Consider the following 17,575-nt stretch of genomic DNA (forward strand, 5'->3'; position numbering starts at 1 on the left):
GGAGGTTCTCGGGCGGGTGTGGTGGTGTGGCCGGGGGCGGTCTGGGCGGTGGCGGTACGGCCCATGCGTGGTCGGGGGCTTTGGCGAACGGGGCCTCGCCGTGTGGCCCCGTTGGTCGGAGACTCTCCGATGTGGCCGTGTGGCCGTGTGGCCGTGTGGTCGAGGCCTCGGGCCGCGGCGCCGGCTGGGCGGGCTTGGCGGATCGTCGCGAGCCGTGGCCGGTCGTCGCCGACGTAATGGGTTCGCCAGGCTTCGTCCGGCTCGCTGAGAATGGGGATGTGGCGGGTTCGGGCGATGAGGTGGCACGGCACTGGCGGTACGCGGAGTTGCCGGGAGTCGACCTGCTGCGGGCCCGGTACATCCGCAAAGCGTTCGTGCGCCACACCCACGAGCACTTCGTGATCGCGGCGATCGCGGACGGGGTCGAGGTCTTCCACCACCGTGGGGCCGATCAGTACGCGGGCGCGGGGACACTCGCCCTGGTCAATCCCGACACACCGCACACCGGGCGGGCCGGGGTGCCGGAGGGGTGGCGGTACGGCGCTGTCTATCCGTCGCCGGAGGTGGTCGCGGAGATCGCCGCCGAGACCACGACCCTGCGGGGGACCCCGGGGTTCGTCAGTCCGGTGCTCGACGACCCCTGTGCCGTCGGGTTGGTGCACCAGGTGCTGCGGGCCGCGGACGAAGGGAACGCGTTGGCCGCCGACACCCTGTTGAGGGTGGCCGTGACCAGGCTGCTGCGGCTCAACGGCGGGCCCCTGCCGCAGCGCGCGGTGCGGACGGCGGGCGGCCGGATCGCCTCACGCGCGCGTGCCGTGCTGGAGGAGCGGATGGCCGAGCCGCCGACCCTGGAGGGGCTCGCGGCTGATCTCGGGACCAGTCCGTTCGCGCTGCTGCGGGCGTTCCGGGACGCGTACGGGATGCCGCCCCACGCCTGGCTGACCGACGCGCGGGTGCGCAGGGCGCGGCGGCTGCTGGACGCCGGTACGCCGCCCTCGGAGGCGGCCGTCGCCGTCGGATTCACCGATCAGCCGCATCTGAACCGGCACTTCACCCGGATCGTGGGGGTGCCTCCGGGGGCCTACCAGCGGGAGCGCAAGAACGTACAAGACGCTCCGCGCGGGCTGCTCGTACCGTCGGAGGGGTGGCAGAACAGACAGCTTTCGCAGACATACGGGGCGATGACAAGCCAGACGCCGCCGTCGTCCGGGACGCCCTCGGAGTCGGCGTCGCCGTAGGACTGTCCGGCTTCGCGTTCGGGGTGACCGCGGCCGGCAGCGGGGTCTCGGTTTTGCAGGCCTGTGTGCTCAGCCTCCTGGTGTTCACGGGGGCGTCCCAGTTCGCGCTCGTGGGCGCGCTGGCGGCCGGTGGCAACCCGCTCACGGCCGCTGCCGGCGCCTTCTTCCTGGGGGTCCGCAACGCCTTCTACGGGCTGCGTCTTTCGCAGTTGCTGGCCCTCCCGCGCGCGGTACGGCCGTTCGCAGCCCAGTGGGTCATCGACGAGACGACCGCCGTGGCGCTCGCGCAGCCGACGCGGCGCAGTGCCCGGATCGGGTTCACGGTCACCGGGCTGAGCCTGTACCTGCTGTGGAACCTCACCACTCTGCTCGGCGCACTGGGTGCCGAGGCCATCGGCGACACGGACGCGTGGGGGCTCGACGCCGCCGGGCCCGCCGTCTTCCTGGCGCTGCTAGCGCCGATGCTCAGGACCACCACCGAGCGTGCCGTCGCGGGCCTCGCCGTCCTGCTGGGCCTCGGGCTGCTGCCGGTACTGCCCGCCGGCGCACCCGTCCTGGTGGCCGCGCTCGCCGCCCCTGCCGTCCTCTTCCTGGAGGGACGGCGCAGGGGAACCGCGCGCGATGACATTCAGGACCATGCCGTACCGAACAACAACTCCGCACAAGAGGAAGACCGTTGAACACCTGGATCGCGATCGGCGCCACCGCGCTCGGTTGCTACGCCGTCAAGCTCATCGGCCTGCTCGTGCCCGCCGGCACCCTGGAGCGGCCGCTCGTACGGCGGCTGGCCGCACTGTTGCCGGTGGCCCTCCTGGCCGCGCTGACCGCCCAGCAGACGTTCGCCGACGGACACCGCCTGGTGCTCGACGCGCGGCTGGCGGGGATCGCCGCGGCCGCGGTCGCGCTGGTGCTGCGGGCGCCTTTCCTGCTCGTCGTGGCGGCGGCCGTGATCGTCACCGCCGGTGTGCGGGCCATGGGTGGGTGACGTCATCCGGGTCAGCCGATGACGCGACCGTGCGCCCTGAGGGTGCGCAGTGCCTCGATCGTCACCATGGGGCGTGCCTCCAGGGCGGTGCCCGGCGCCCACTGACGCCAGCGGACCGGCCAGCCGCCGTCCTCCTGCTGGGCGTCGGCGAGGAAGTCCAGGGAGCGCGTCATCTCGTCGTCGGTGAACCACGCGCGCGCCAGTGAACTCGGTGTCTTCGCGTAGTCGTGCGGGAAGTGATGCTCGCCGGGGGCGTAGCCGGGCGCCACGGGATACGCGGCGAGGTCGCCCGGATCCAGCGCGGCGAGCCGGTGTTCGCGCACCAGACGGCCGAGACGGTCGGCGGCCGCCTCCGCGCGCGGGCGGTCGGGAGCGGAGTCCAGGAAGGCCACGGCGGACTCGATCTCGTACGGGTGCGATTCCCGCAGGGAGTCGATCGCCTGCCAGCAGTAGTCCGTGGCCCGGAACAGCCAGGCGTGCCACACCTCGTTGCGGTGCAGCAGGCCCACCACCGGCCCGGTGGCGAGCAGTTCGCTCGGCGGGTCGTCCACGATCGGCATGAACGGGGCCGCCGGATAGCCGCGCTGGCTGGGATGGATCGCCGGGAGCGCCCCGTCCTTGGTGGAGACGGAGGTCAGATAGCGGCACACGCGCTCCACCCGCTGTCCGCCGCAGCGCCCGATGGCGTCCAGGACCCGTAGCGCGTGCCCGGTGTGCAGCGGCTGGCTGACCGGGCCGCGCAGATCGGGCTCCAGGGCGTGGCCGTAACCGCCGTCCTCGTTGCGGTAGGCGTCCAGCGCGGTCTCGACCGGGTCGGCGCTTCCGTTCAGGAAGTGGTGCGCGAAGACACGCTGCTCGAGCACACGCGCGGTGAGCCAGACGAAGTGCTCGGCGCGGAAGAGCGGGGAGTGCGCCGGAGGCGTGGCGGGGAGTGGGGAAGCTCCTGTTTCGGACATGCGACAGACCGTAGGACGGAAAGCGGTCTCGGCAAGTGGTCCCGGCTCAGGCCCACCCTCAGGGGCGGGATACTGGAGTCATGCGGTTGACGGTCTTCTGGGAGCGGATGGCGGATCACTTCGGTCCGGGATACGCCGACACCTTCGCGCGCGACCATGTGATGTCGGAGCTCGGCGGACACACGGTGCACGAGGCGCTGAGCGCCGGCTGGGAGGCCAAGGACGTGTGGCGCGTGGTCTGCGCGGTCATGGACGTTCCGGGGGAGAAGCGCTGACCGGTCGTGAAGATCACAGGGCGGGATCCGATTGTCGGAGCGGTGGGCCAGACTTGACGCGTGGCACCCACTGACGAGACCGGGCCGACGGCCCAGGACGCATCCCCGTTCGGCACGACGTCGCCCGACCGCCCGGACGACGGCGGTGACAGGTCGAGCGCCGCCATGCCCCGCTGGCTACCGCGGGCCGTCGTGCTGGTGCTCGGTCTCTACGCGGTCTTCCAGCTGGGCACTTGGGCCTTCCACCAGCTCACCGGCCTGCTCATCAACCTCCTCATCGCGTTCTTCCTGGCCCTGGCCATCGAGCCCGCGGTGAGCTGGATGGCCTCGCGCGGTATGCGCCGGGGGCTGGCCACCGCCATCGTCTTCCTCGCCGTGATGGTCCTGGCGGCGGGCTTCGTCACCCTGCTCGGCTCGATGCTGGCGGGCCAGATCATCAAGATCGTCGAGAATTTCCCGGACTATCTCGACTCGGTCATCAACTGGATCAACACCCACTTCCACACCCACCTGAGGCGGGTGGACGTCCAGCAGGGCCTGCTCCGCTCCAGCTGGCTGCGCAACTACGTGCAGCACAGCGCCACCGGTGTCCTGAACGTCTCCGCCCAGGTCCTGGGCGGCCTCTTCCAGTTGCTGACGATCGCGCTGTTCTCGTTCTACTTCGCCGCCGACGGCCCCCGGCTGCGGCGCGCGATCTGCTCCGTGCTCCCGCCCGCGCGGCAGGCCGAGGTGCTCCGCGCGTGGGAGATAGCCGTCGACAAGACGGGCGGATACCTGTACTCGCGCGGCCTGATGGCGCTCATCTCCGGCATAGCCCACTACATCCTGCTGCAGATCCTGGGTGTGCCCTACGCGCCCGTGCTCGGCGTCTGGGTGGGTCTGGTCTCGCAGTTCATCCCGACGATCGGCACGTATCTCGCGGGCGCCCTGCCCATGCTGATCGCGTTCACCGTCGATCCCTGGTACGCGCTGTGGGTGCTGATCTTCGTCGTGGTCTACCAGCAGTTCGAGAACTACCTGCTGCAGCCCAAGCTGACCGCGAAGACCGTGGACATCCACCCCGCCCTGGCCTTCGGCTCGGTCATCGCCGGCACGGCGCTCCTCGGTGCGGTGGGCGCCCTGATAGCCATCCCGGCGGTCGCCACACTGCAGGCGTTCCTGGGGGCTTACGTGAAGCGGTACGCGGTCACCAACGACCCCCGGGTCCACGGCCACCGGAGAGGCGGATCGGGTCCCGGCCTCCTCACGCGCGCGCGACAGCTGTGGACCGCGCGGACGGAAGCGGCACGGGACCGCGCGGGGGAGCGCGGCGAGGACTCCTCCCCGATGCGGGAGCCCACGGGAAGACCTGACGACGGGACTCAGTAGGTGAGTACGGCCCACACGCCGGCGGCCATGACGGCGAGCACGTAGCAGCCGGTCGCCGCGGCCACCAGCCGCAGCCGGACGGGCTCGCTCCAGGAGGTACGGGACAGCAGCCAGGCCAGTGCGGGCAGCACCAGGACGGCGTGCAGGCTGACGCCGTGCAGCGGCTTGAGCGGGGCTGTCGAGTGGTACGCCGCCTCCTGGTGGCCGGTACGGGTGAGCACCACACCGCGCGCGATCATCGCGGCTCCCGAGGCGAGCGCGGCGAGCAGGATCGCGAACCCGGAACGCACGGCGAGCGCCATTGCGGCGGGTCCCGCGGGCCGGTACCGGAACGAGGCCACCGCGAACACGGTGAGCACCACCACGAGGACGCCCCCGCCCACCGCGAGCGTCATCGAGACGGCGGTGTCTAAGGGCGTCTCCATGTCGAGGTGCGAGGGCACCCGGCGCCAGGCCTGAAGGGTGATGCCGCCGACCTCCACGACGCAGTCGGCCGCGAACACGGCGAGCAGCACGGTACGCAGGCGTGGTCCGACGCGGAGATACGACGTGACCCAGGTGACCGCGATCAGGGTCACCCCGAAGGACAGCCCGAAGGTCACGGGCTTGCGCCAGGAGACGGGCCCGTACCAGGGGCCGCCGTCGACGGCGAACACCAGCAGATGCGCGAGGCCGGAGAGGATCAACGCAATCCCGACGGCGTGACAGAGACGCTCCACCGGGCGCATGCCCGCCCACCGTGTGAGCGCTACGGCCGGTGTCGGGACGTCGGCAGGGCGCCGTGCCGCTGCGCCGCCCCCTCGGCTGCTCTTCTCGGTCCTCATGCCCCTCAGCCTCCCGGGCCTGCCCCCTCCCGGTCGTCGTCCCGCCGAAGACATCCGCCGTACGCCGCCGGGAGCAGGCCGGGTTCGGAGGGCTGACGGAGTCTCGGAGGTGCCGTGTGGTGCGCTTGACACGAAAATCGAACATCCATTCTTATGGAGGCTCCGGCGAGGCTCTCCGCGGGTGATTCGACACGTTTTTGACGGAGAAGTACCCGAGTTATCCACAGGCCGGACGGGCGTCGGGGCGCATTGTCAGTGGCAGGCGTTAGCGTCTTTGACGTGAAGCGATCGACTCAAGCAAACCGGGTGGAACCCATGGCAGGAACCGACCGCGAGAAGGCCCTCGATGCCGCTCTCGCACAGATTGAACGGCAATTCGGCAAGGGCGCGGTCATGCGCATGGGCGAGCGGTCCAAGGAGCCCATCGAGGTCATCCCGACCGGGTCGACCGCGCTCGACGTCGCCCTCGGCGTCGGCGGCCTGCCGCGCGGCCGTGTCGTCGAGATCTACGGACCGGAGTCGTCCGGCAAGACGACCCTGACCCTGCACGCGGTGGCGAACGCACAGAAGGCCGGCGGCCAGGTCGCGTTCGTGGACGCGGAGCACGCCCTCGACCCCGAGTACGCGCGCAAGCTGGGCGTCGACATCGACAACCTGATCCTCTCCCAGCCGGACAACGGCGAGCAGGCCCTGGAGATCGTGGACATGTTGGTCCGCTCCGGCGCCCTCGACCTCATCGTCATCGACTCCGTCGCCGCGCTCGTCCCGCGCGCGGAGATCGAGGGCGAGATGGGCGACAGTCACGTGGGTCTGCAGGCCCGTCTGATGAGCCAGGCCCTGCGGAAGATCACCAGCGCGCTCAACCAGTCCAAGACCACCGCCATCTTCATCAACCAGCTCCGCGAGAAGATCGGCGTGATGTTCGGCTCCCCGGAGACCACCACCGGTGGCCGGGCGCTGAAGTTCTACGCCTCGGTGCGCATCGACATCCGCCGCATCGAGACCCTGAAGGACGGCACGGAGGCGGTCGGCAACCGCACCCGCTGCAAGGTCGTCAAGAACAAGGTCGCGCCGCCCTTCAAGCAGGCCGAGTTCGACATCCTCTACGGCCAGGGCATCAGCCGTGAGGGCGGTCTGATCGACATGGGCGTGGAGCACGGCTTCGTCCGCAAGGCCGGCGCCTGGTACACGTACGAGGGCGACCAGCTCGGCCAGGGCAAGGAGAACGCGCGCAACTTCCTGAAGGACAACCCCGACCTGGCCAACGAGATCGAGAAGAAGATCAAGGAGAAGCTGGGCGTGGGCGTACGGCCGGAGGAGCCGACGGCCGAGCCGGGCGCGGACGCCAGCGCCGTCTCCGCCACCGCCTCCGCGGACGACGCGGCGAAGACCGTGCCCGCTCCGGCGGCCAAGGCGGCCAAGACCAAGGCCCCGGCTGCCAAGAGCTGATCCATGACACGGCGAACCGACTGGTCCGAGTACGCCTGCCCGGACGCTCCGCGCGAGCGGGACGGGGCGGGCGACGGGGGTTTCGCCGGTCCGGATGGCGAGGCGTACGCGGACGGCGCGGACGGGGGACACGGCCGCGCGGTGTCGTACGGCCACGGGGGGCCGTACGACACCGAGGGGCCGTTCGATGACGAACTCGGCGGCGGGCAGTGGCCGGACGACGGCGGGCCGCAGCGCCCGGGCGCGTCCGGTGGCGGCTCGCGCCGGCACGACGGGGCCCGTGGCGGGGCCCGTTCAGCGGGTGGCTCCCGTGGGCGTCGGCAGCGGCGCCGCGGTGAGCCGGCCGGTGAGGACGGTGACTCCTCCTTCTCGTCGAGGGCCGGGCGGGAGGAGCCGCCGGCGGACCCGGTGGAGCGGGCGCGGGCGATCTGTCTGCGCCTGCTCACCGGGACCCCGCGCACGCGCAAGCAGCTCGCGGACGCCCTGCGCAAGCGGGAGATCCCGGACGAGGCCGCCGAGGAGGTGCTGTCCCGGTTCGAAGAGGTCGGGCTGATCAACGACAGCGCGTTCGCGGACGCCTGGGTGGAGTCCCGGCATCACGGCAGGGGGCTGGCCCGGCGGGCGCTCGCCCAGGAGCTGCGGACCAAGGGCGTCGACTCCACGCTGATCGACGCGGCCGTCGGGCAGCTCGACTCCGAGCAGGAGGAGGAGACGGCGCGCGAGCTCGTCGCCCGCAAGCTGCGCTCCACGCGCGGTCTCGACCGTGACAAGCGGCTGCGTCGGCTCGCGGGCATGCTCGCCCGCAAGGGCTACCCCGAGGGCATGGCCCTGCGGGTGGTGCGGCGCGCGCTGGAGGAGGAGGGGGAGGACGCGGAGTGCCTCGAGGACGACGGGTTCTAGCGCTCGGCGTCGAGTGCCGCCCGGGACGCCACCGGCAACCCCGTCGCCTTCCACTCCTGGAAGCCGCCGACCAGATCGGTCGCCCGGCTCGCGCTCCACGACGAGGGCACCGGAGATCAGCCCGAACTCAGTGACGGCTCCGCCGCCGGGTCCGTCACTGCCAGTCCTCCGGACGCTCCACCTGCTCCAGGTGCAGGACCTGGCCCACGCGGCTGTAGCGGCGGATCTGCGGGAGCGGGGGGTAGTAGGCGTGAACGGAGACGGCGTGCTGGTCGGTGGACTCGTTCAGCACCTCGTGGACGTGGTGACGACCGAAGGCGCGTCCCTTGCCGGCGGGCAACCGCCGCTCCCGGTCCACTCCGTCGGTCAGTTCGAGGGTCTTCCAGCCGTCTGCGGGCAGCCGCGCGGCGAGCGAGTTCTCCCTCAGCTCGCCCGAGGCCGTGACGAAGGCGCCGACGGACTCGGCGTGGTCGTGCCAGCCGGTACCCGTGCCGGGCGGCCAGCCGATCAGCCAGGCCTCGCTGCCGCCGGGGCCCTCCAGCCGTACCCAGGTGCGGCCCTCGGGGTCGAGCGGGAGGGAGGCGATGAGCTCGGCGTCGGCGGCCGTGCGCCGTACGAAGTCGAGGAGGTCGGCCTGCGTCGGCGTGGAGGCCGCGAGGGCCGCGGGAGCCGTCGTGGGCGCGGAGGGGGAGACAGACACGTGACACCGTCCTGAAGAGCGTTCGCGGAGCGCGCGCGACAGCACGGAAGCGGCGCGCGCGGGTGAAGAGGGGATGCGAATTCAGCAGGACTCGCGACACAGGCAGCCCGGGTAGCGGACGAGGTCCAGATGGACCCTCCGCCACAGGCGCACACAGGTGTCGGTCACGATGCGGAGTACACCATGTCGGTGCAGACCGGTCAACTCACCGTCACTATGTGGACCGTACAGTGACAGGAGGTACGGCGGACGTGCGTACGAGAGTGGCGCACAGACCCCGCGACCAGAAGCTCGCGACACATCGCGCGACGCTCCCCGCGCTCCCCGCTCGCCTCAACGCGCCCCCGCGCCCGCCTCGGCCTCCGTCTTCGCCGGGCCGCCCAGGGTCGCCTCCGCCGCCGCGTACAGGTCCGCCGGACGTACCCCCCCCAGCGCCGTCACGAGGTGACCGTCGGGCCGTACCAGGAGCACGGTGTGCGCGGCGGCGCCTGGGTAGCTCTCGGCGACCAGCAGTTCGGCGGGATGGGGCAGCGCGGTCACGGCGGCCGCCAGCCGGGGCATGATCCCGGCGGTCACCCAGTGCTTGCGGTCCCACACGCCCGTACCCGGCGCGACCAGGACGACGAGCAGCGCGCCGCGTCCGAGGCGCTCCCGCAGCCCCACGAAGGAGCCGTCCTCCGCGGTCACCAGCACATCGGCGACCGGCGCCCCGGGAGCGGTGGCCACCGGCACCTCGCCCTCGAGGTGCCGGGGCGCGAGCGGCGAGGAGGCGTACGCCCCCGGCGTGCCGAGCGTCCCGCGCCCCAGGTGACCGTCCGTGAGCAGCGCTTCGGCGCCCCGGGCCGCGCCGGGCACGTACGCGCGCAGCCCGCCACCGCCGCGCAGCAGGGGCAGCACCTGGTCGGCGGCGCGCAGCCGGGCGGCGACCGCGCCACGCCGCTCCGCCTGGTAGCTGTCCAGCAGCGCCTCGTGCGGCCCGTGGTGCCAGGCCAGCGCCAGCTTCCAGGCGAGGTTGTCGGCGTCCCTGAGCCCCTCGTCCAGCCCCTGGGTGCCCAGCGCGCCCAGCAGGTGCGCCGCGTCCCCGGCGAGGAACACCCGGCCGGCCCTCCAGCGGCGGGCCACTCGGTGGTGGACCGTGTGGACGCCGGTGTCGAGCAGGTCGTACGGCGGTGTGGAGCCCCCCGTCCAGCCGGCGAGGGTCTCCCGGACGCGGGCCAGCAGCAGCTCGGGTGTGACCAGGTCCTTGCCCGGCGGCAGCAGCCAGTCCAGACGCCACACCCCGTCCGGCAGCGGTCGCCCGGTGACCTCCCCGCCGGAGGGCCCGGTCGTCCGCCACGGCGGCATCCGATGGAGCAACGCCTCACCGTCCCACGGAAGTTCCGCACGCAGGGCGGCGACGGCGTGTCGCTCCACCGCCGTACGGCCGGGGAAGCGGATGTCCTGGAGTTTGCGCACCGTGGAGCGCGGGCCGTCGCAGCCGACCAGGTAACTGCCGCGCCACCAGGTGCCCTGCGGGCCGCGGGTGTGCGCGGTGACCCCGGAGGGCTCCTGCTCGACGGAGTCGAGGCGGCTGTCGACGGCGATCCTGGCCAGCCGCTCGCCGGCCAGGGCCTCGCGCAGGGCGCCGGTCAGGACGTGCTGGGCGATGTGCAGCGGGGCGGGCTCGTCGTCGCCGAACGTGATCTCGCGCATCACCTGCTTGCGCCGCAGCGACCGCCATCCGGCCCAGCGCAGGCCGGCCTCCGCCACCGGCAGACCGGTCAGCCGCTCCATCAGGGCTGCCGTGTCCTCGCGCAGCACGACCGTGCGCGCGGGACGCGGCTCGTCCTTGCCGGGCCCCTCGTCCAGCACGACGGAGGGCACTTCCAGACGGGCCAGCGCCAGGGCGAGCGTGAGCCCGACGGGCCCCGCACCGACGATGATCACCGGGTCCACGGCGCGGCGCCCCCTGCCCGCGACGGTGTCCTGAGGGACATAGGTGAACAGGAAGTTGGAGCAGGGTGCACGATCACAGAACGTATGCAACCCATTGGCGGTGTTTGCGTCAAGTGACGGAGGCAGTGGCGATCATGCCACTGCCTCCGTGCGGATCAGGTGAGTTGACTGATCATCAGACCGCGTCGCTCGTGCCGGTCCCGAAGGTGCCGCCGACCGCCGCGGGGTTGAGTTCCTCCATGTCCTCGGCGCCGAGGACCGCGCCCGTGCTCCGCTTGCTGCGCCGCAGCCTGCGCTCCAGCCAGCTCGCGAAGCTGGTGAGGACGAAGTTGACGACGATGAAGACGATCGCCACCACGACGAAGCTCTGGATCACGTTGGCGTAGTTGGCCGCCAGGGTGCTGCGCGTGTTGAGCAGCTCGGTGTAGCCGATCATCACACCGCCCAGCGCGGTGTCCTTCACGATGACGACCAGCTGGCTGACGATGGCCGGCAGCATGGCCGTGACCGCCTGCGGGAGCAGGATGCTGGTCATCGTCTGTCCCTTGCGCAGGCCGATCGCGTACGCGGCCTCCGTCTGTCCCCTGGGCAGCGCGAGGATGCCGGCGCGCACGACCTCGGCGAGCACCGAGGCGTTGTAGAGCACCAGACCGGTGACGACCGCGTAGAGCGGCCGGTCCTCGCTGGTCACGCCGGTGGAGCGGGCGAAGAACTCGTTGGCGAACAGCATCAGCAGCAGGACCGGGATCGAGCGGAAGAACTCGACCACCACCCCGGCCGGGACCCGCACCCACCGGTGGTCGGACATCCGTGCGATGCCGAAGACCGCGCCCAGCGGAAGCGCGATGATCATGGCGAGCGCGGCGGCCTTCAGGGTGTTGCCCAGACCCGGCAGCAGATACGTGGTCCACGCCTCGGACGTGGTGAAGGGCTGCCACAGGGACCACTTCAGCTGGCCCTTGTCGTCCATCTTCTGCCAGACGAACCACACCAGCAGCGCGAGCAGGACGACGAAGACGACCGAGAGCAGGGCGTTGCGCTTCCTGGCCCCGGGGCCGGGCGTGTCGTACAGGACCGAGCTCATCGCTTCACCGCCAGTCGCTTGCCCAGCCAGCCCAGGATGAGCCCGGTGGGAAGGGTCAGCACCACGAAACCGAGGGCGAAGACCGCGCCGATGAGCAGCGTCTGGGCCTCGTTCTCGATCATCGACTTCATCAGGTAGGCAGCCTCGGCGACACCGATCGCCGCGGCCACGGTCGTGTTCTTCGTCAGGGCGATCAGCACGTTGGCCAGCGGGCCGATGACCGCACGGAACGCCTGCGGCAGCACGACGAGCCGCAGCGTCTGGCTGAAGCTCAGCCCGATGGCGCGGGCCGCCTCGGCCTGCCCAAGGGGCACGGTGTTGATGCCGGAGCGCAGTGCCTCGCAGACGAAGGCCGCCGTATAGGCGACGAAGCCGAGCACGGCCAGCCGGAAGCCCTGCACCTTGAAGTCGGAGGCGCCCATGGTCACGCCGAAGATGTCGGCGAGGCCGAGCGAGGTGAACAGGATGATGACGGTCAGCGGGATGTTCCGGACGATGTTGACGTAAACGGTCCCGAAACCGCGCATCAGCGGGACCGGACTGACCCGCATCGCGGCCAGCAGGGTGCCCCAGACCAGGGAGCCGACGGCGGAGAGGGCGGTCAGCTTCACCGTCATCCAGAACGCCCCGAGGACGTCATAACCTTGAAGAAAGTCGAACACGATCTCCCGCGCTTCCGGGTGTGTGGCGTACGAGAAGGGCGTGGCGCGCCGCCGCCGTGATCGCGAGGTACGGCGGCGCGCCGGGGGAACCCTGGAGAGCTGGGCCCTGCCTTACTTGACGGTCGGGCTACTTGACGATCTGGCCGATCTTCGGAGCCGGCTCGTTCTTGTAGTTGGCCGGGCCGAAGTTCTTGTCGACCGCCTTCTGCCAGGAGCCGTCGCTGACCATGGTGGTCAGGGCGTCGTTGATCTTCTTGAGGGTCGCGCTGTCACCCTTCTTCACACCGACGCCGTAGTTCTCGTTGCTGAGCTTGAGCCCGGCGAGCTTGAACTGGTCCTTGTACTTGTCCTGCGAGGCGAAGCCCGCGAGGATCGAGTCGTCGGTGGTCACCGCGTCCACGGCACCGCTCTGCAGGGCGGCGATGCACTCCGAGTAGCCGCTGTACTCCTTGAGGTTGGCCTTCGGGGCGATCGTCTTCTGGACGTTCTGCGCCGAGGTGGAACCGGTCACGGAACACAGCTTCTTGCCGTTGAGGTCCGTGCCCTTGGAGACGTCCGAGTCCTTCTTGACCAGCAGGTCCTGGTGCGCGAGCAGGTAGGGGCCGGCGAAGTCGACCTTCTGCTTGCGCTCGTCGTTGATGGAGTACGTGGCCGCGATGAACTTCACGTCGCCGCGCGACAGCGCGTTCTCGCGGTCGGCGCTCTTGGTCTCGACCCACTCGATCTGGTCGGGCTTGTAGCCGAGCTTGCCGGCCACATAGGTGGCCACGTCCACGTCGAAGCCGGAGAAGGAACCGCTCGGCTCCTTCAGGCCGAGACCGGGCTGGTCGAACTTGATGCCGACCTTGATCTTGCCTCCGCCGCCCGAGGAACCACTGTCGTTCTTGTCGCTCGACCCGCACGCCGTGGCGGCCACGGCGAGGGCGAGGACGGCGGCCGAGGCGGCGGTGACCTTGCGGAGCTGCATGGTGAACATCCTTTGGCTGGTGAGGAGAGAGGGACCGCCGACGGCGGGGCCGACGCGTGTCAGTGGTGGAGGATCTTCGACAGGAAGTCCTTGGCGCGGTCGCTGCGCGGGTTGCTGAAGAACTGGTCGGGGGTGGCCTCTTCGACGATCCGGCCGTCCGCCATGAACACCACACGGTTCGCGGCCGAGCGCGCGAAGCCCATCTCATGGGTGACGACGATCATGGTCATGCCGTCCCGGGCGAGCTGCTGCATGACCTCGAGGACCTCGTTGATCATCTCGGGGTCGAGGGCCGAGGTCGGCTCGTCGAAGAGCATGACCTTGGGGTCCATGGCCAGGGCGCGGGCGATGGCCACGCGCTGTTGCTGGCCGCCGGAGAGCTGCGCGGGGTACTTGTCGGCCTGGGTGCCCACACCGACCCGGTCGAGCAGCGCGCGCGCCTTCTCCTCGGCCTGCTTCTTGTCGGCCCTGCGGACCTTGATCTGGCCCAGCATCACGTTCTCGAGCACGGTCTTGTGCGCGAAGAGGTTGAAGGACTGGAAGACCATCCCGACGTCGGCGCGGAGCCGGGCCAGCTCCTTGCCCTCCTGGGGCAGCGGCTTGCCGTCGATGGTGATCGCGCCCGAGTCGACGGTCTCCAGGCGGTTGATCGTGCGGCACAGGGTGGACTTGCCGGAGCCGGAGGGCCCGATCACCACGACGACCTCGCCGCGGGCGATCGTCAGGTCGATGTCCTGGAGTACGTGCAACGCGCCGAAGTGCTTGTTGACGCTCTTCAGGACGACCAGTTCACCGGCCTGGGGCACAGCGTCTTCCTTGGCCACCGATACTTCGGTCATCGCTATCGGGCTCCGTCCTCCTCGGTTTCGGAGGACAGTAGTGAGCGGCCGCGACCAGCGTCATTACATCTGAGGGAGATCTGAGCATCACGATCCGATAGCAATCGGACACGAGTCGTAGCAGTTGTCCGCGCGGCTGTATCGGCCGGATAACGGAAGCGGCGCGCGACAGGAACCCGCTTGACTCCGTCCGCGTCCATCAGCGTGACTGCTGGGTGCGCACGCGCGCGTGGACGCGTTTTTACCCATCCTGAACGTACGGCCGATGAACCGAAGGGGGCCCGGATGAGACTGCTCCTCGTCGAGGACGACAACCATGTCGCCGCCGCTCTCTCAGCGGTTCTGGCACGGCACGGTTTCGACGTCACCCACGCGCGCAGCGGCGAGGAAGCTCTTCAAGCGCTCGTCCCGGAGAGCGACGGCTTCGGGGTCGTCCTGCTCGACCTGGGCCTGCCCGACCAGGACGGATACGAGGTGTGCGGCAAGATCCGCAAGCGCACCAGCACTCCTGTGATCATGGTCACCGCCCGCTCCGACGTCCGCTCCCGCATCCACGGCCTGAACCTCGGCGCCGACGACTACGTGGTAAAGCCGTACGACACCGGGGAGTTGCTCGCGCGCATCCACGCCGTCAGCCGGCGCACCGCCCACGAGGACGCCGCGCACGGTGAGGACAGCGCGCTGCGCCTGGGTCCCGTACTCATCGAACTGCCCACCCGGCAGGTCACCGTGGACGGTTCCGTCGTCCAACTGACCCGCAAGGAGTTCGATCTGCTCGCCCTGCTCGCGCAGCGCCCCGGGGTCGTCTTCCGCCGGGAGCAGATCATCAGCGAAGTCTGGCGCACCAGTTGGGAGGGGACCGGACGCACCCTGGAGGTGCACGTCGCCTCCCTGCGCGCCAAGCTGCGCATGCCGGCCCTGATCGAGACGGTCCGCGGCGTCGGCTACCGGCTCGTCGCCCCGGCCTCGTAACGGCCACGCGTGCGTACACGTCTTCTTCCGCTGCTCATCGTCCTGATGGCGGCCGTGTTGCTCGCGCTCGGCATTCCGCTCGGGGTGAGCGTGGCCGCGGCACAGCAGCAGAAGGTCGTCGTCGACCGGATCGACGACACCGCGCGTTTCGCCTCCCTCGCCCAGTTCGTCACCGACGCCTGCAGCTCGACCCGTTCGTCCACGGACGAGCGCCTGGAGACGCTGAGCAGCGAACTGACCAGCTACCACGACGTCTACGGCATCCGGGCCGGGGTCTTCTGCCGCACCGACATCCCCATGGCCCAGGCGCCGGCGAGCTTCTTCCTGCCCGATGAGGGAGTGGTGCGCGACGCGTTCGAAGAGGCCAAGCTCAGCCGTCGCAGCCATGACCCGAAACAGGTGTGGCCGTGGCAACGGGGCCGTCTCGTCGTCGCGTCGCCGGTCATCCGGGACGGTGACGTCGTCGCGGTCGTCGTCACCGACTCGCCCACGGGGCAGATGCGTTCACGCATCCTGCACGGCTGGCTGGTCATCGGCCTCGGCGAGATCGCCGCGATGCTGCTCGCCGTCGGTGCCGCGCTCCGGCTGACCGGCTGGGTGCTCAGGCCCGTACGGGTCCTCGACGCCACCACCCACGCCATCGCCAGCGGCCGGCTCAAGTCCCGGGTCGCGGCCGCCGGCGGTCCGCCGGAACTTCGGCGCCTGGCCCGGGCGTTCAACGAGATGGCGGACAACGTCGAGGACGTGCTGGAGCAGCAGCGGGCCTTCGTCGCCGACGCCTCGCACCAGCTGCGCAACCCGCTCTCGGCGCTGCTGCTGCGGATCGAACTGCTCGCTCTCGAACTACCGGAGGACAACGAGGAGATCGCATCGGTCCGCACCGAGGGCAAGCGCCTGGCCGAGGTGCTCGACGACCTCCTCGACCTCGCCCTGGCCGAGCACACCGAGGCCGACCTCAGGACCACCGACATCGGCGCGCTGACCGCCGAGCGCGTCGCCGCGTGGACCCCGACCGCCGAGGCCAAGGGCGTACGGCTGGTGGGCGACTGTCCGCCGACCACCGCCTGGGCCGACCCGGTCACCCTCTCCAGTGCGCTGGACGCGGTGATCGACAACGCGGTGAAGTTCACGCCGGAGGACCAGTGCGTCGAGGTCCGGGTCGCGGCCGACGGCGACCGGTCCACTGTCTTCGTCAGCGACCACGGCCCGGGACTGACCGACGAGGAGCTCGCGCGCGTCGGCGACCGCTTCTGGCGCAGCGGCCGCCACCAGAACGTCAAGGGCTCCGGACTCGGCCTGTCCATCTCCCGGACCCTGCTCGCGGCGGGGGGCGGCACCATCTCGTACGCCCGTCACGAGCCGCACGGGCTGACGGTGACGGTCTCGGTGCCGCGCACCCGCCCTACGGCTTGACCGAGCGGTAGTAGCGCTTGGCGCCCTCGTGCAGGGCCAGCGGATCGGTGTAGATCGCGGTGCGCAGGTCCACGAGCTGCGCTGAGTGCACATGCCAGCCGATGTCGTCGCGGCTCTTGATCACCGTACGGGTCACCCACTCGGTGAGCCGGGGGCTGACGTCCGCCCGGGTGATCAGGATGTTGGACACCGCGATCGTCGGTACGGCGACACCGTTCTGGATGCTCGGGTAGGCCGACTCCGGCATGTTGGTGGCGCGGTAGTAGCGGGTGGCGCCGCCCTGTTTGTGCAGTTTGGCGACGAGATCGGCGGTGATCGGAACGAACCGGAAGGTGAAGTGCCCCGCCAGCTTCTCCAGCCCCTGCGTGGGCAGTCCGCCCGACCAGAAGAAGGCGTCTATCTCGTTCCGTTTCAGCTGCTCCGGGCCGGTATCGATGCCGTCGGCGGACGGCTTGACGTCCTTCTGCGGGTCGAGGCCGGCCGCCTTCAGCACCCGGTCCGCGATCAGCCGTACACCGGAACGGGCCGGCCCTATGGCCACCCGCTTGCCCCGAAGGTCGGCGACGGACCGCACGGTGGAGTCGCGCGGGACGACCAGCTGCACATAGTCGTCGTAGAGGCGGGCGACCCCGCGCAGCCGGTCGAAGCCGGTCCGATGGCCGAGTTCGTACGTGTCCACGGCGTCGGCCGCCGCGATGGTGAAGTCGGCGCCGCCGGTCGCCACCAGACGGACGTTCTCCTGCGAGCCGTCGCTGGTCCGCAGGTCCACCTTCAGGTCCGGCATGTCCTTGTGGAAGGCCTTCCGCAGGAGCACGCCGTACTGCTGGTACACCCCGGCCGGCGTCCCGGTGCTGAAGCTGATCGTGCCGCTCGGCGGGTTCTCGCCCAGCGGCAGCAGCCACCACAGCAGGAGCCCGAACACGACGAAGCCGGAGGCCGCGCCCTGCAGGGCCCGACGCCTGCCGATCCGGGCGAGCACATTGGACATGCGGGCGATCCTGCCAGCCC

Annotated in this window: 18 protein-coding genes; 9 read left to right on the forward strand and 9 right to left on the reverse strand. The window is 70.7% G+C overall.

What is annotated here, in order from left to right; all coding sequences use genetic code 11:
* The first annotated feature begins 278 nt into the window (after positions 1–278).
* The 3 genes from MKW14_RS26380 to MKW14_RS26390 are packed head-to-tail and all read left to right on the forward strand — an operon-like array spanning position 279 to position 2,223.
* Positions 279–1,238, forward strand: coding sequence for an AraC family transcriptional regulator (locus tag MKW14_RS26380; RefSeq protein WP_240866075.1), 960 nt, complete (start codon positions 279–281; stop codon positions 1,236–1,238).
* Positions 1,145–1,918, forward strand: a complete 774-nt coding sequence (locus MKW14_RS26385; protein WP_240866086.1) for an AzlC family ABC transporter permease — start codon at positions 1,145–1,147, stop codon at positions 1,916–1,918. Before MKW14_RS26380 ends, MKW14_RS26385 begins: the two co-directional genes overlap by 94 nt.
* A complete protein-coding gene (locus MKW14_RS26390; RefSeq protein WP_133046197.1) occupies positions 1,915–2,223 on the forward strand; it encodes an AzlD domain-containing protein in 309 nt (102 codons plus the stop codon). The genes MKW14_RS26385 and MKW14_RS26390 overlap by 4 nt, the downstream gene beginning before the upstream one ends.
* An 11-nt stretch (positions 2,224–2,234) precedes the next feature.
* Here MKW14_RS26390 and MKW14_RS26395 read toward each other — a convergent pair whose 3' ends face one another.
* Positions 2,235–3,179: a prenyltransferase/squalene oxidase repeat-containing protein gene (locus MKW14_RS26395; RefSeq protein ID WP_240866090.1), complete on the reverse strand. Its 945-nt coding sequence runs from the start codon at positions 3,177–3,179 to the stop codon at positions 2,235–2,237.
* Positions 3,180–3,259: 80 nt separating this feature from the next.
* On the opposite strand from MKW14_RS26395, the gene MKW14_RS26400 reads away from it, so the two are divergent.
* Both MKW14_RS26400 and MKW14_RS26405 read left to right on the forward strand, forming a co-directional pair.
* Positions 3,260–3,454 carry a DUF3046 domain-containing protein gene (locus MKW14_RS26400; RefSeq protein WP_240866094.1) on the forward strand — a complete coding sequence of 65 codons (195 nt, stop codon included), beginning with the start codon at positions 3,260–3,262 and terminating at the stop codon, positions 3,452–3,454.
* Between the two features lie 60 nt (positions 3,455–3,514).
* Complete coding sequence (locus MKW14_RS26405; RefSeq protein WP_240866096.1) at positions 3,515–4,822, forward strand: AI-2E family transporter; 1,308 nt, start codon at positions 3,515–3,517, stop codon at positions 4,820–4,822.
* Here MKW14_RS26405 and MKW14_RS26410 read toward each other — a convergent pair.
* Positions 4,816–5,550, reverse strand: a complete 735-nt coding sequence (locus MKW14_RS26410) for a hypothetical protein (RefSeq protein WP_240866099.1) — start codon at positions 5,548–5,550, stop codon at positions 4,816–4,818. The two genes, MKW14_RS26405 and MKW14_RS26410, sit on opposite strands and share 7 nt — an antisense overlap.
* 411 nt (positions 5,551–5,961) lie before the next feature.
* Between MKW14_RS26410 and recA the strand changes: the two genes are divergently transcribed.
* Both recA and recX read left to right on the forward strand, forming a co-directional pair.
* The gene (gene recA, locus MKW14_RS26415; protein WP_240866101.1) at positions 5,962–7,095 is read left to right on the forward strand and encodes a recombinase RecA; all 1,134 of its coding nucleotides are present in this window, start codon (positions 5,962–5,964) and stop codon (positions 7,093–7,095) included.
* A 3-nt stretch (positions 7,096–7,098) separates the two neighbouring features.
* Entirely contained in the window at positions 7,099–7,995 is an 897-nt protein-coding gene (gene recX / locus MKW14_RS26420) for a recombination regulator RecX (protein WP_240866104.1), read from the forward strand.
* A gap of 154 nt (positions 7,996–8,149) precedes the next feature.
* Here recX and MKW14_RS26425 read toward each other — a convergent pair whose 3' ends face one another.
* The 6 genes from MKW14_RS26425 to MKW14_RS26450 form a co-directional block, all read right to left on the reverse strand.
* Positions 8,150–8,695 (reverse strand): cupin domain-containing protein, encoded by a 546-nt coding sequence (locus MKW14_RS26425; RefSeq protein ID WP_240866107.1) that lies wholly within the window; start codon positions 8,693–8,695, stop codon positions 8,150–8,152.
* A gap of 333 nt (positions 8,696–9,028) precedes the next feature.
* Positions 9,029–10,630 (reverse strand): FAD-dependent monooxygenase, encoded by a 1,602-nt coding sequence (locus MKW14_RS26430; protein WP_240866109.1) that lies wholly within the window; start codon positions 10,628–10,630, stop codon positions 9,029–9,031.
* A 175-nt stretch (positions 10,631–10,805) separates the two neighbouring features.
* Entirely contained in the window at positions 10,806–11,714 is a 909-nt protein-coding gene (locus MKW14_RS26435; protein ID WP_240866111.1) for an amino acid ABC transporter permease, read from the reverse strand.
* Positions 11,711–12,376, reverse strand: coding sequence for an amino acid ABC transporter permease (locus MKW14_RS26440; RefSeq protein WP_308314635.1), 666 nt, complete (start codon positions 12,374–12,376; stop codon positions 11,711–11,713). The genes MKW14_RS26435 and MKW14_RS26440 overlap by 4 nt, the downstream gene beginning before the upstream one ends.
* Before the next feature lie 127 nt (positions 12,377–12,503).
* Positions 12,504–13,343 (reverse strand): glutamate ABC transporter substrate-binding protein, encoded by an 840-nt coding sequence (locus MKW14_RS26445; protein WP_240866114.1) that lies wholly within the window; start codon positions 13,341–13,343, stop codon positions 12,504–12,506.
* A 59-nt stretch (positions 13,344–13,402) separates the two neighbouring features.
* On the reverse strand, positions 13,403–14,182 hold the full coding sequence (locus tag MKW14_RS26450) for an amino acid ABC transporter ATP-binding protein (RefSeq protein WP_240866118.1): 780 nt from the start codon (positions 14,180–14,182) through the stop codon (positions 13,403–13,405).
* 285 nt (positions 14,183–14,467) lie between these two features.
* On the opposite strand from MKW14_RS26450, the gene MKW14_RS26455 reads away from it, so the two are divergent.
* Together MKW14_RS26455 and MKW14_RS26460 are read left to right on the forward strand one after the other, a co-directional pair.
* Positions 14,468–15,154, forward strand: coding sequence for a response regulator transcription factor (locus MKW14_RS26455; protein WP_240866120.1), 687 nt, complete (start codon positions 14,468–14,470; stop codon positions 15,152–15,154).
* 9 nt (positions 15,155–15,163) lie between these two features.
* A complete protein-coding gene (locus tag MKW14_RS26460; RefSeq protein ID WP_240866123.1) occupies positions 15,164–16,567 on the forward strand; it encodes a sensor histidine kinase in 1,404 nt (467 codons plus the stop codon).
* Here the strand turns inward: MKW14_RS26460 and MKW14_RS26465 are convergent.
* Positions 16,557–17,555, reverse strand: a complete 999-nt coding sequence (locus MKW14_RS26465; protein ID WP_240866126.1) for a TAXI family TRAP transporter solute-binding subunit — start codon at positions 17,553–17,555, stop codon at positions 16,557–16,559. The genes MKW14_RS26460 and MKW14_RS26465 overlap by 11 nt on opposite strands.
* Positions 17,556–17,575: the final 20 nt, after the last annotated feature.

This window comes from Streptomyces gilvus, from assembly GCF_022513565.1.
GTDB classification, from domain to species: domain Bacteria; phylum Actinomycetota; class Actinomycetes; order Streptomycetales; family Streptomycetaceae; genus Streptomyces; species Streptomyces gilvus.